This is a genomic window from Marinobacter xiaoshiensis (genome assembly GCF_031631795.1).
Lineage (GTDB): Bacteria > Pseudomonadota > Gammaproteobacteria > Pseudomonadales > Oleiphilaceae > Marinobacter > Marinobacter xiaoshiensis.
Window position 1 is genome coordinate 137,389 of sequence record NZ_JAVMBO010000015.1, and the last position, 11,764, is coordinate 149,152.

Here is an 11,764-nt window from a genome sequence, read left to right on the forward strand (position 1 = left end):
GGAACGGGTGTTACCCGTTCCGTCCATAGCCCTTGAGATTGGATTTCTTCATCAGCGATTCATACTGATGCGACATCAGGTGCGACTGAACCTGCGCCATGAAATCCATCACCACGACTACAACAATCAGCAGTGAGGTGCCGCCCAAATAGAACGGAACATTCCCGGCCACCATCAGAAACTGAGGGAACAGAGAAACTGCTGCAATGTACATTGCACCGAACAGGGTCAGCCGAGTCAGAACGCCATCAATGTACTTGGCTGTCTGATCGCCAGGACGAATGCCCGGTATAAACGCGCCAGAGCGCTTGAGATTATCCGCAACTTCTTTCGGGTTATACATCAAAGCTGTATAGAAGAAGCAGAAGAATACCACCGCTGCTGCAAACAGAATAATGTATAACGGCTGGCTTGGCGCCAATGCCTGGGAAATATCACTGAGCCACTCCATGCCCTCACCTTGCCCAAACCACTGCCCGAGCGAAGCCGGAAAAAGCAGGATGGACGAAGCAAAGATGGGCGGGATGACCCCGGCCATATTTACCTTCAAAGGCAAATGACTGGATTGCTGAGCAAACACGCGGCGCCCCTGCTGTCGTTTTGCATAGTTGATAGTCAGACGACGCTGACCACGCTCCATGAACACCACGAAGCCAACTACTGCAATCGCAAGGATACCGATACCCAGAACCACCAACAGGCTCATTTCGCCGTTACGAGCCTGCTCCAGAGTCTGGCCGATTGCGCCGGGGAGACCGGCAACAATGCCTGCAAAAATCAGCAGGGAGATGCCATTACCGACACCCCGCTCAGTAATCTGCTCACCCAGCCACATCATGAAGACAGCACCACTCACAAAAGAGACCACTGCCACAAAGTGGAAGCTGAAACTATCGTTAAAGGTGACGCCCTGAGAGGCCAAACCAACAGAAATACCAAAACCCTGTACCAGAGCCAGGAGAACCGTACCGTAGCGCGTATACTGGCTTATCTTGCGACGACCAGCCTCACCTTCCTTTTTCAGCTGCTCAAGCTGCGGACTTACCGCAGTCATGAGCTGCATGATAATTGAGGCAGAGATATACGGCATGATACCGAGAGCGAAGATACTCATGCGCTCGAGCGCACCACCTGAGAACATGTTGAACATACTCAGGATCGTGCCCTGATTCTGCTCAAACAGTGCCGCCAAACGGTCGGGGTTAACTCCAGGCACCGGGATGTGGGCACCGATCCGGTACACCAGCAATGCCAGGAAGACAAACCAGAGCCTTGATTTCAGCTCAGCAAGTCCTTTTCCCGCGCCCGCAGGCAATGATGCGTTCTTCGCCATTTAGTCCTCGACTCGCCTTAGTCTTCGACTTTGCCACCCGCGGCAGAAATTGCCTCGCGCGCGCCTTTGGTTACACGAAGTCCCTTTACAGTTACTGCGCGGTCAAGTTCGCCCGACAGGATAACCTTAGCTTCGCGAATTTCTTCGCGGATGATGTCAGCTTTCTTAAGTGCTGCAAGATCCACAATATCGCCTTCAACTTTGGCCAATTCGTTCAGTCGAATTTCGGCAACATAACGCTGTTGGCGCGATGTAAAGCCAAACTTCGGCAAACGACGAGCCAAAGGCTGCTGACCACCCTCGAAACCAGGGGCAACACTGCCACCGGAACGGGATTTCAGACCCTTGTGACCACGACCACCGGTTTTACCGAGGCCGCTACCGATACCACGACCAACACGCTTGCCGGAAGGACGTGAACCGGGCTCTGGACTAAGCTCGTTCAGACGCATCTTAGTTCTCCTCAACCCGAACCAGGTAATTAACCCGGTTGATCATGCCGCGAATAGAAGGGGTATCCTCTACTTCAACGGTATGACCGATTTTACGAAGACCCAGGCCCTTTACACAAAGCTTGTGCTTGGGCTGGCAGCCAATTGGGCTGCGGGTCAGAGTTACTTTGATCGTATTTGCGTTCGCCATGACTTCAACCCAGAATTTCTTCGACGGATTTACCGCGCTTGGCTGCAATATCTTCAGGCGCTTGAGTAGCCTGAAGACCCTTGATGGTGGAACGTACCACGTTCACCGGGTTGGTAGACCCGTAACACTTGGACAGTACGTTCTGAACCCCTGCAACTTCCAACACAGCACGCATTGCACCACCGGCAATAATACCTGTACCTTCAGACGCCGGCTGCATGTACACCTTGGAGCCACCATGCTGGGCCCGCACTGCGTACTGCAGGGTAGTACCGTCAAGCGGAATGTCTACCATGTTCTTACGTGCAGCTTCCATCGCCTTCTGAATCGCAACTGGCACTTCACGTGCCTTGCCGCGGCCAAAGCCAACGCGTCCTTTTCCGTCGCCAACAACGCTCAGCGCGGTGAACGCAAATACGCGACCGCCCTTGACCACTTTAGCAACGCGATTCACCTGAACCAGCTTTTCCTGGAGCTCAGGCGCCTTCTGATCGTTAACGCTCATCTTCTCCACCTCTTAGAATTGCAAGCCAGCTTCACGAGCTGCGTCGGCCAAAGCCTGGACGCGTCCGTGATAACGGTAACCGGAGCGGTCAAATGCAACCTGCTCCACACCTGCCGCCTTGGCACGCTCAGCAATCAGCTGACCAACCTTCTTGGCGGCATCCACGTTACCGGTTGCACCCTGGCGCAATTCCTTATCCAACGTGGAGGCAGTGGCTAAAACCTGGCTGCCATCTGCTGTCGTAACCTGAGCATACATGTGACGCGGAGTGCGGTGAACGCACAAACGTGTCGTACCCAGCTCACGGATCTTCATGCGCACTTTGCGTGCGCGACGCAATCTTTCGTTATTCGCGCTCATAGTCCCGCCTTATTTCTTCTTGGCTTCTTTGCGTCTTACCTGCTCATCCGCATACCGAACACCTTTGCCCTTGTAAGGCTCGGGCGGACGGAACGCGCGGATTTCTGCAGCGACGTGGCCAACCTGTTGCTTGTCGATACCGCGAATAACTACTTCCGTATTGGACGGAGTTTCAACGGTAATCCCCTCGGGCAGCTCATAAGAAACCGGATGAGAAAAACCCAGTGTCAAATTGAGCTTCGTACCTTGCGCCTGGGCCCGATAACCAACACCGACCAGCTGGAGCTTACGCTCGAAGCCTGCGGATACACCGGTCACCATATTGTTGACCAGCGCGCGGGTTGTACCAGCAAGAGCGCGGGACTTTTGGGCACCATCGCGAGCAGCAAAACGCAGAAGATTTTCTTCCTGTTTTACTTCAACCGCTTGGTGAATCGAAAATTCAAGAGCTCCTTTGGAGCCCTTAACACTAATTTCCTGGCCGTTCAGCTTAACCTCAACACCGGAAGGCAGCACGACAGGATTATTGGCAACCCTGGACATGTGATTCTCCTAGAATACGGTGCAGATGACTTCGCCACCCACGCCAGCAGCTCGTGCGGCGCGGTCAGTCATAACGCCCTTGGACGTAGAGACTATCGCGACTCCTAAACCACCGGATACCTTCGGCAGTTCCCCAGCACCTTTGTACTGACGCAGACTTGGGCGGCTTACCCGCTTAATCTGTTCAATAACCGGCTTGCCACCGAAATACTTGAGCGTGATGGTCAACTCAGGCTTTACATCGGCTGTAACGGAAAAATCTGCAACATAACCCTCGTCCTTAAGAACCTGGGCTACTGAGATCTTCATTTTTGAAGATGGCATCGTAACGTCTGCTTTCGATGCCATCTGGGCGTTGCGTATACGGGTTACCATATCCGCAAGCGTGTCTTGCATACTCATTGGTATGAGGCTCCTGATCTTTTTAGTTGTGCAGCGGCGCGCCGCACCGCTTACCAACAGGCATCCTGACCTAAGCCAGGATACCTATCTTACCAGCTTGCCTTGGTCAGGCCCGGAACGTCGCCACGCATGCCGTATTCACGGAGCTTAATCCGTGAAAGTTCGAACTTCCGCAGAACGCCATGGGGACGACCAGTCACCTGGCAACGATTACGAAGACGCGATGGAGAAGCATCACGAGGAAGCTGCTGGAGCTTCATCTGTGCATCCCAACGGTCATCATCGCTGGTATTTGGGTTCTTGATAATCGCCTTGAGCTCAGCACGCTTCGCTGCAAATTTCGCAACGGTTTGTTCGCGCTTCAGCTCACGGTTTTTCATTGAAACCTTAGCCATTACTCTCGTTCCTTTATTTCTTGAACGGAAAGCCGAAAGCTTTCAGCAGCTCGCGACCTTCGTCGTCGGTACGGGCACTGGTGGTAATGGTGATATCCAGCCCGCGGATCTTGTCGACTTTGTCGTACTCGATCTCCGGGAAGATGATCTGCTCACGCACACCCATGCTGTAGTTACCGCGCCCGTCAAAGGACTTGGGATTAAGACCGCGGAAGTCACGAATACGGGGAACCGCAATGTGAACCAGGCGATCAAAGAAATCCCACATACGCTCACCGCGCAGGGTAACTTTACAACCGATCGGCCATCCTTCACGGATTTTGAAACCCGCAACGGACTTACGCGCTGTAGTAACAACCACTTTTTGTCCTGCCAGGCGCTCTAAATCTGCCACAGCATTCTCAATCAGCTTTTTGTCACCGACAGCTTCGCCGACACCCATGTTCAGGGTAATCTTTTCGATACGCGGCACCTGCATGACGTTCTTGAAACCGAACTCTTTCTGCAGGGCGGGTACCACTTCCTTGCTGTACTGCTCTTTCATGTTAAGCATCGTAACCACCACCGCTTACTGGTTATCGACAGCTTCTTTCGTAGCTTTGAAGATCCGCGTCTTCGCCCCGTCTTCCTTGATCTGGAAGCCAACACGATCGGCCTTGCCGGTCTGCGGATTAAAAATAGCTACGTTGGAAGCCTGGATAGGCGCTTCTTTTTCGACGATGCCACCGGGGGTGCCCAACATCGGGTTTGGTTTGGTGTGCTTCTTCATCATATTGATGCCAGAAACAATTACCTTGCCATCGTCCTGAACTTTCAGAACTTTACCACGTTTGCCTTTGTCTTTCCCCGTAGTGACGATTACTTCGTCATCTCGTTTAATCTTTTTCATAACCGGCCTCTGGTCCTTTAAAGTACTTCGGGTGCCAGTGAGATAATTTTCATGAACTTTTCGTTTCGCAGTTCACGGGTAACCGGTCCGAAGATACGGGTACCAATGGGTGCGTCCTGATTGTTCAGAAGTACAGCCGCGTTGCCGTCGAAACGGATAAGCGACCCATCGGGACGGCGAACACCCTTGCGGGTGCGCACTACTACAGCCTTCAGGACCTGGCCTTTCTTCACTTTTCCGCGGGGGATGGCTTCCTTAACGGTCACCTTGATGATATCCCCAATGGCGGCGTAACGCCGGTGTGAACCGCCCAGGACCTTGATGCACATCACCTGACGCGCACCACTGTTATCCGCGACTTCAAGCATTGTCTGAGTCTGAATCATGGTTGTTCTCCGGGCGAATTACACCTTGGATGCATGTTCAGTGACTTCCACCAGGGCCCAGCTTTTGGTCTTGGAGACCGGGCGGGTTTCCTGAATGGTCACAGTGTCACCGATATTGCACTGGTTGCTCTCATCGTGAGCATGGATCTTGGTTGAACGCTTCATGTACTTACCGTACAGAGGGTGCTTTACCTGACGCTCGACCAACACCACGATGGATTTCTCCATCTTGTTGCTCACGACCTTGCCGCTAAGAGTTCTGGCAGTTTGGGTAGCTTCGGTCATGTCACTTTCCTGCCTTTTCGTTCAATACTGTTTTCACACGAGCAATGTCGCGCTTCACCCCGGCGAGAAGGTGAGACTGATTGAGCTGACCAGTAGCCTTGCGCATGCGCAGGTTGAACTGCTCCTTCAGGAGATCGATCAGCTCCTTATTCAGCTCCGCGGCTGATTTTTCACGCAGCTCTGTTGCTTTCATCACATCACCGTCCTCGTTACGAAGGTGGTCTGTACTGGCAGCTTAGCCGCTGCGAGTGTGAAGGCTTCGCGTGCGATATCTTCAGAAACACCTTCCATCTCGTAGAGCATCCGGCCTGGCTGAATTTCAGCCACCCAGTACTCGACAGAACCCTTACCTTTACCCATACGTACTTCAAGCGGCTTACCGGTGATCGGCTTGTCCGGGAACACCCGGATCCAGATCTTCCCGCCACGCTTGATCTTACGCGTCATGGTACGACGTGCCGCTTCAATCTGGCGCGCAGTTATACGCCCGCGAGTCGTCGCTTTCAATCCGTATTCACCGAAGCTCACCTTGTTGGCGCGGTGAGCAAGACCGGTATTACGGCCCTTCATTACCTTGCGAAATTTGGTGCGTTTTGGTTGCAGCATAAGATTGCCCCTTTACTTAGAACCTTTCTTCCCAGAGGCTTTCTTGTCAGCACGGACCTGTTCCATACCACCAAGAATCTCACCTTTGAAGATCCATACCTTGACGCCAATAATGCCGTAAGTGGTATGCGCTTCGTAGGTTGCGTAATCAATATCTGCACGCAGAGTGTGCAGCGGAACGCGACCTTCACGATACCACTCGGAACGCGCAATTTCGGCACCCCCGAGACGACCACCAACCTGAATCTTGATGCCTTTGGCTCCCTGACGCATAGCGTTCTGTACCGCGCGCTTCATAGCGCGACGGAACATCACACGACGCTCCAGCTGTCCGGCAACGTTTTGCGCTACCAGGCGAGCATCCAGATCCGGCTTGCGGACTTCTTCGATGTTGATGTGCACAGGCACACCCATCATCTCGCCGACTTCACGACGCAGACGATCAACATCTTCACCCTTCTTACCGATAACTATACCGGGGCGGGCAGTATGGATCGTGATACGTGCGTTCTGAGCAGGGCGCTCGATCACAATCTTGCTAACAGACGCCTTAACCAGACGCTTGTCGAGGAATTCGCGAACCTGAATATCGTTCAACAGGTTCTTTGCGTATTCCTTTTTATCGGCATACCAAACTGAGTTGTGCTCTTTAATCACACCCAGGCGGAAGCCGATTGGATTTACTTTATGACCCATCTGAGCATCTCCTACTTGTCGGCGACCTTGACGGTGATATGACAGGTGCGCTTCATAATTCTGTCAGCGCGCCCCTTGGCTCTAGCCTTGATCCGCTTGAGCGTCGGGCCTTCATCCACCATAACGGTGGAAACCCGCAATTCGTCAACGTCCAGACCTTCGTTGTGCTCAGCGTTAGCGATGGCGGACTCAAGAGCTTTCTTGATAATCACCGCCGCCTTCTTAGGGCTGAAAGTCAGAATGTTCAGGGCGTCCTCAACCGGCTTGCCGCGGACTTGGTCGGCGACAAGACGTGCTTTCTGAGCTGAGAGGCGAGCGCCCTTATACTTGGCTGCTACTTCCATTTCTATTCCCCTCACAATCAGCGTTTAGCTTTCTTGTCGGCCGCGTGGCCACGATAAGTGCGCGTTGCCGCGAACTCTCCCAGTTTATGCCCGACCATATCTTCGGTGACAAAAACCGGCACGTGTTGCCTGCCGTTATGGACTGCAATGGTCAAGCCTACAAACTCCGGGAAAATCGTGGAACGACGCGACCAGGTTTTAATTGGTCGTTTGTCGTTCGCTTCCAGAGCTGCCTCGACCTTCTTCAACAGATGCAGGTCTATGAATGGACCTTTCTTTAAAGAACGTGGCACAGCATTTACCTCTATGTGGTCGTTTACTTGGCTGAACGACGACGTACTATCATTTTGTCAGTACGCTTGTTCTTACGAGTCTTATGCCCTTTGGTCGGAACACCCCAAGGAGTAACTGGGTGACGTCCGCCAGAGGTACGCCCTTCACCACCACCGTGTGGGTGGTCAACTGGGTTCATAGCCACACCACGAACCGTTGGGCGCTTACCGCGCCAACGTGATGCACCCGCTTTGCCAAGCCGCTTGAGACTGTGCTCACTGTTGGATACTTCACCCAACGTAGCACGGCAATCTACAAGCACCTTTCGCATTTCACCTGAGCGCAGACGGATGGTCGCATAAGCACCTTCCCGAGCTACAAGTTGCACGGATGCGCCCGCAGAGCGAGCCAGCTGTGCACCTTTACCAGGCTTGAGCTCAACGCAATGGATCACAGAACCAACCGGCATGTTCCGGAGGGGCAATGTGCTTCCAACCTTAATAGGCGCGTCGATTCCTGAGCGCACAGGCTCGCCGATCTGCATCCCCTTGGGAGCGATAATGTAACGACGCTCGCCATCGGCGTATTTGATCAGCGCGATGTGCGCAGAGCGGTTCGGATCGTATTCAATGCGCTCGATTGTCGCAGGAATACCATCTTTGGTCCGCTTGAAGTCTATTATGCGGTAGTGCTGCTTGTGGCCACCACCAATATGACGGGTAGTGATACGGCCGTTGTTGTTACGACCACCCGACTTGCTTTGCGATTCGACCAACGGTTCGTAAGGGCGCCCTTTGTGTAAATCTGGGTTGTACAGCTTTACAACGTGACGGCGTCCGGCTGATGTTGGCTTGGTTTTGACGATCGGCATATTACGACCCCTTTACCTTATTCCACATCCAGAAAATCGATGTCCTGACCTTCAGCCAGCTTTACATAAGCCTTACGAATGTCATTACGCTTGCCGAACCCGCGGGCAGTGCGCTTAAGCTTGCCCTTACGATTCAGAACCTGAACACCTTCTACGGTGACGTTGAACAGTTGCTCAACAGCTTTTCTGATCTCCGGCTTGGTGGCGTCCGGGGCGACCCGGAAAACAACCTGTCCATGCTCGGCGACCATTGAAGCCTTCTCCGATACGTGAGGCCCCAAAAGGACCTTATAAATACGTTCCTGATTCATCCCAGCATCTCCTCGATCTTCTTCAGAGCGGGAACAGTTACCACGACCTTTTCGTAAGCAACCAAGCTAACCGGATCCAGACCCGCAACATCACGTACATCTACGTGAGGCACGTTGCGGGAAGCCAGGTGCAAGTTATGCTCCAGACTTTCTGTCAGGATCAAGGCATTGGAAAGGCCCAGATCTGCCAGCTTGGACGTGAAGGCCTTGGTCTTTGGCGCATCGACTGCAAAGTCGTCAACCAAAACCAGGCGCTCCTGACGAACCAACTCGGAGAAAATAGAGCACATCGCGGCACGATACATCTTGCGGTTAACTTTCTGCTCAAAGCTGCGAGGCTTGGCAGCGAAAGTTACACCACCGGAGCGCCAGATAGGGCTACGGATAGTACCGGCACGAGCGCGACCTGTACCCTTCTGACGCCAGGGCTTCTTACCGCCACCACTGACTTCTGAACGGGTTTTCTGAGCCTTGGTCCCCTGACGGCCAGCTGCCATATAAGCAGTCACAACCTGGTGAACCAGAGCTTCGTTAAAATCTTTGGCAAATGCAGCTTCGGAAACAGAGATTCCCTTGCCACTACCTGTAATAGTCAATTCCATCGAACCGCTCCTCAGGCTTTAAGTGCAGGCTTGATGACAACATCACTGCCAGTTGCGCCGGGGACGGCACCACTAATCAGCAGGAGGTTGCGCTCGGCGTCGACACGGACAACTTTAAGGTTCTGCACAGTTACTTGCGCATTACCCATCTGGCCCGCCATCTTTTTGCCCTTGAATACCTTGCCCGGAGTCTGGTTCTGACCAATAGAACCCGGAGCACGATGCGATAGGGAGTTACCATGCGTTGCGTCCTGCATGGCAAAGTTCCAGCGCTTAACGCCACCCTGGAAACCCTTACCCTTGGATTGACCGGTGGCATCCACAAGCTGACCGTCTTCAAAGACAGTTGCAGCAATTTCGCCGCCAGCAGCCAGGTCTTCGCCTTCGCCATCTGCCAGTCGAAACTCCCAAACTCCCCGACCCGCCTCTACGCCGGCCTTGGCAAAATGACCTGCCTCAGCTTTGGTAACGCGTGATGCACGACGAGCGCCCACAGTCACCTGAACAGCGCGATAGCCATCATTCTCAAGAGTTTTGAGCTGAGTAATGCGGTTAGGATCAACCTCAATTACCGTAACAGGCAAAGCCTGTCCGTCTTCCGTAAATATACGGGTCATACCAGCCTTACGGCCGACAACACCAATTGCCATGTTTCACCTCTAAGTGTACGGGGCTCTCACCCTCTATGGCCTTAGGACAGTTACACAGATCAATACCGGGTGGTATTAACCGAGGCTAATCTGAACGTCTACACCTGCTGCCAGGTCCAACTTCATCAAAGCATCTACTGTCTTTTCCGTTGGCTCAACAATGTCGAGCAAACGCTTATGAGTACGAATTTCATACTGATCGCGCGCATCTTTATTGACGTGCGGGGAAACCAGAATTGTGTACTTCTCCTTCCGCGTCGGCAGAGGGATAGGTCCACGCACTTGAGCGCCGGTCCGCTTAGCGGTATCGACAATCTCCTGCGTTGACTGGTCGATAAGGCGATAATCAAACGCCTTCAACCTGATTCGAATCTTTTGGCTTTGCATGTTGCACCAAACTCCACTCGTAGCAGCTACTGAACTAGTAAGCCGACCTTCAAAAAAAGGAGCCGCATTGTATGCATAATACCCAACCCTGTCAACAGGGATGACTGCTGACCAGATCGGGAGAAGCGGTTGCGACAGAAACCGAAAAAGGGGCTGACCAAGTCAGCCCCTTTTCCTGATGCAACGAGCGTCTTACTCGATGATCTTGGCGACTACGCCGGCACCAACGGTACGACCGCCTTCGCGAATCGCGAAGCGCAGGCCATCTTCCATGGCGATCGGAGCAATCAACGTTACTTCCATCTGAACGTTGTCACCAGGCATAACCATTTCCACGCCTTCCGGCAATTCACAGGAACCAGTTACGTCAGTCGTACGGAAGTAGAACTGAGGACGGTAGCCCTTGAAGAACGGAGTGTGACGACCACCCTCATCCTTGCTCAGTACGTATACTTCACACTCGAACTTGGTGTGCGGCTTGATGCTGCCCGGCTTACACAGAACCTGACCACGCTCAACGTCGTCACGCTTGGTACCACGAAGCAGTACACCCACGTTCTCGCCCGCACGACCTTCGTCGAGAAGCTTACGGAACATCTCAACACCGGTACAAGTCGTCTTGACGGTATCCTTGATACCAACAATCTCAACTTCCTCACCAACCTTGACGATACCGCGCTCAACACGCCCGGTTACAACCGTACCACGACCGGAGATAGAGAACACATCTTCAATCGGCAGCAGGAACGGCTGATCAATCGCACGCTCCGGCTCAGGGATGTAATCATCCAGAGCTTCTACCAGCTTCTTGACCGCGGTGGTGCCCATTTCGTTGTCGTCTTTGCCCTGCAAAGCCATCAGAGCAGAACCGGTGATGATCGGAGTGTCGTCACCCGGGAAGTCGTACGCGCTCAACAGCTCGCGAACTTCCATCTCTACCAGCTCAAGCAGCTCTTCATCGTCAACCATGTCCGCTTTGTTCAGGAACACAACGATGTAAGGAACACCCACCTGACGAGACAGCAGGATGTGCTCACGCGTCTGAGGCATAGGGCCGTCAGCTGCGGAACAAACCAGAATCGCACCATCCATCTGTGCCGCACCAGTGATCATGTTCTTCACATAATCCGCGTGGCCCGGGCAGTCTACGTGTGCGTAGTGACGGTTAGGAGAATCGTACTCAACGTGAGAGGTCGCAATGGTAATACCACGCGCACGCTCTTCCGGTGCGTTATCGATCTGATCGAATGCACTCGCAGAACCTGTGCCCCAAACTTCGTGACA

General features: G+C 53.3%; 23 protein-coding genes. All 23 read right to left on the reverse strand.

Features of this window, described 5'->3' with window-relative positions; genetic code table 11:
* Nucleotides 1–10 precede the first annotated feature (10 nt).
* Entirely contained in the window at nucleotides 11–1,333 is a 1,323-nt protein-coding gene (gene secY / locus RKA07_RS11265; RefSeq protein ID WP_200204916.1) for a preprotein translocase subunit SecY, read from the reverse strand.
* Between the two features lie 17 nt (nucleotides 1,334–1,350).
* Nucleotides 1,351–1,785, reverse strand: coding sequence for a 50S ribosomal protein L15 (gene rplO / locus RKA07_RS11270; RefSeq protein ID WP_200204917.1), 435 nt, complete (start codon nucleotides 1,783–1,785; stop codon nucleotides 1,351–1,353).
* 1 nt (nucleotide 1,786) lies between these two features.
* Nucleotides 1,787–1,975, reverse strand: coding sequence for a 50S ribosomal protein L30 (gene rpmD, locus RKA07_RS11275; protein ID WP_200204918.1), 189 nt, complete (start codon nucleotides 1,973–1,975; stop codon nucleotides 1,787–1,789).
* Nucleotides 1,976–1,979: 4 nt separating this feature from the next.
* Nucleotides 1,980–2,480, reverse strand: a complete 501-nt coding sequence (rpsE, locus tag RKA07_RS11280) for a 30S ribosomal protein S5 (protein WP_144780214.1) — start codon at nucleotides 2,478–2,480, stop codon at nucleotides 1,980–1,982.
* Between the two features lie 12 nt (nucleotides 2,481–2,492).
* Entirely contained in the window at nucleotides 2,493–2,840 is a 348-nt protein-coding gene (gene rplR / locus RKA07_RS11285; RefSeq protein ID WP_100641175.1) for a 50S ribosomal protein L18, read from the reverse strand.
* A 9-nt stretch (nucleotides 2,841–2,849) separates the two neighbouring features.
* Nucleotides 2,850–3,383 carry a 50S ribosomal protein L6 gene (rplF, locus tag RKA07_RS11290; RefSeq protein WP_200204919.1) on the reverse strand — a complete coding sequence of 178 codons (534 nt, stop codon included), beginning with the start codon at nucleotides 3,381–3,383 and terminating at the stop codon, nucleotides 2,850–2,852.
* Between the two features lie 9 nt (nucleotides 3,384–3,392).
* Nucleotides 3,393–3,785, reverse strand: a complete 393-nt coding sequence (gene rpsH / locus RKA07_RS11295; protein ID WP_200204920.1) for a 30S ribosomal protein S8 — start codon at nucleotides 3,783–3,785, stop codon at nucleotides 3,393–3,395.
* Nucleotides 3,786–3,874: 89 nt separating this feature from the next.
* On the reverse strand, nucleotides 3,875–4,180 hold the full coding sequence (rpsN, locus tag RKA07_RS11300; protein ID WP_041341451.1) for a 30S ribosomal protein S14: 306 nt from the start codon (nucleotides 4,178–4,180) through the stop codon (nucleotides 3,875–3,877).
* Between the two features lie 13 nt (nucleotides 4,181–4,193).
* Nucleotides 4,194–4,733: a 50S ribosomal protein L5 gene (rplE, locus tag RKA07_RS11305; RefSeq protein WP_100641171.1), complete on the reverse strand. Its 540-nt coding sequence runs from the start codon at nucleotides 4,731–4,733 to the stop codon at nucleotides 4,194–4,196.
* 15 nt (nucleotides 4,734–4,748) lie between these two features.
* Nucleotides 4,749–5,069, reverse strand: coding sequence for a 50S ribosomal protein L24 (gene rplX, locus RKA07_RS11310; RefSeq protein WP_144780220.1), 321 nt, complete (start codon nucleotides 5,067–5,069; stop codon nucleotides 4,749–4,751).
* A gap of 17 nt (nucleotides 5,070–5,086) precedes the next feature.
* A complete protein-coding gene (gene rplN, locus RKA07_RS11315) occupies nucleotides 5,087–5,455 on the reverse strand; it encodes a 50S ribosomal protein L14 (RefSeq protein WP_200204921.1) in 369 nt (122 codons plus the stop codon).
* A gap of 18 nt (nucleotides 5,456–5,473) precedes the next feature.
* Nucleotides 5,474–5,740 carry a 30S ribosomal protein S17 gene (rpsQ, locus tag RKA07_RS11320; protein WP_071267344.1) on the reverse strand — a complete coding sequence of 89 codons (267 nt, stop codon included), beginning with the start codon at nucleotides 5,738–5,740 and terminating at the stop codon, nucleotides 5,474–5,476.
* 1 nt (nucleotide 5,741) lies between these two features.
* Nucleotides 5,742–5,933, reverse strand: a complete 192-nt coding sequence (rpmC, locus tag RKA07_RS11325) for a 50S ribosomal protein L29 (RefSeq protein WP_096784142.1) — start codon at nucleotides 5,931–5,933, stop codon at nucleotides 5,742–5,744.
* Entirely contained in the window at nucleotides 5,933–6,346 is a 414-nt protein-coding gene (rplP, locus tag RKA07_RS11330; protein ID WP_100641166.1) for a 50S ribosomal protein L16, read from the reverse strand. Before rplP ends, rpmC begins: the two co-directional genes overlap by 1 nt.
* Nucleotides 6,347–6,358: 12 nt before the next feature.
* Nucleotides 6,359–7,042, reverse strand: coding sequence for a 30S ribosomal protein S3 (gene rpsC / locus RKA07_RS11335; RefSeq protein WP_200204922.1), 684 nt, complete (start codon nucleotides 7,040–7,042; stop codon nucleotides 6,359–6,361).
* An 11-nt stretch (nucleotides 7,043–7,053) separates the two neighbouring features.
* Nucleotides 7,054–7,386 carry a 50S ribosomal protein L22 gene (gene rplV, locus RKA07_RS11340; RefSeq protein WP_100641162.1) on the reverse strand — a complete coding sequence of 111 codons (333 nt, stop codon included), beginning with the start codon at nucleotides 7,384–7,386 and terminating at the stop codon, nucleotides 7,054–7,056.
* 17 nt (nucleotides 7,387–7,403) lie between these two features.
* Entirely contained in the window at nucleotides 7,404–7,679 is a 276-nt protein-coding gene (gene rpsS / locus RKA07_RS11345) for a 30S ribosomal protein S19 (protein WP_200204923.1), read from the reverse strand.
* 23 nt (nucleotides 7,680–7,702) lie between these two features.
* Nucleotides 7,703–8,530 (reverse strand): 50S ribosomal protein L2, encoded by an 828-nt coding sequence (gene rplB, locus RKA07_RS11350; RefSeq protein WP_200366507.1) that lies wholly within the window; start codon nucleotides 8,528–8,530, stop codon nucleotides 7,703–7,705.
* 17 nt (nucleotides 8,531–8,547) lie between these two features.
* Nucleotides 8,548–8,841, reverse strand: coding sequence for a 50S ribosomal protein L23 (rplW, locus tag RKA07_RS11355; protein ID WP_200204925.1), 294 nt, complete (start codon nucleotides 8,839–8,841; stop codon nucleotides 8,548–8,550).
* Complete coding sequence (gene rplD, locus RKA07_RS11360) at nucleotides 8,838–9,443, reverse strand: 50S ribosomal protein L4 (protein WP_200204926.1); 606 nt, start codon at nucleotides 9,441–9,443, stop codon at nucleotides 8,838–8,840. The genes rplW and rplD overlap by 4 nt, the downstream gene beginning before the upstream one ends.
* 11 nt (nucleotides 9,444–9,454) lie before the next feature.
* The gene (rplC, locus tag RKA07_RS11365; RefSeq protein ID WP_200204927.1) at nucleotides 9,455–10,093 is read right to left on the reverse strand and encodes a 50S ribosomal protein L3; all 639 of its coding nucleotides are present in this window, start codon (nucleotides 10,091–10,093) and stop codon (nucleotides 9,455–9,457) included.
* A 75-nt stretch (nucleotides 10,094–10,168) separates the two neighbouring features.
* Nucleotides 10,169–10,480 (reverse strand): 30S ribosomal protein S10, encoded by a 312-nt coding sequence (gene rpsJ, locus RKA07_RS11370; protein ID WP_041341420.1) that lies wholly within the window; start codon nucleotides 10,478–10,480, stop codon nucleotides 10,169–10,171.
* A 192-nt stretch (nucleotides 10,481–10,672) separates the two neighbouring features.
* Nucleotides 10,673–11,764, reverse strand: a 1,092-nt coding sequence (gene tuf, locus RKA07_RS11375) for an elongation factor Tu (RefSeq protein ID WP_310966021.1), incomplete at its 5' end; no start/stop codon positions are given.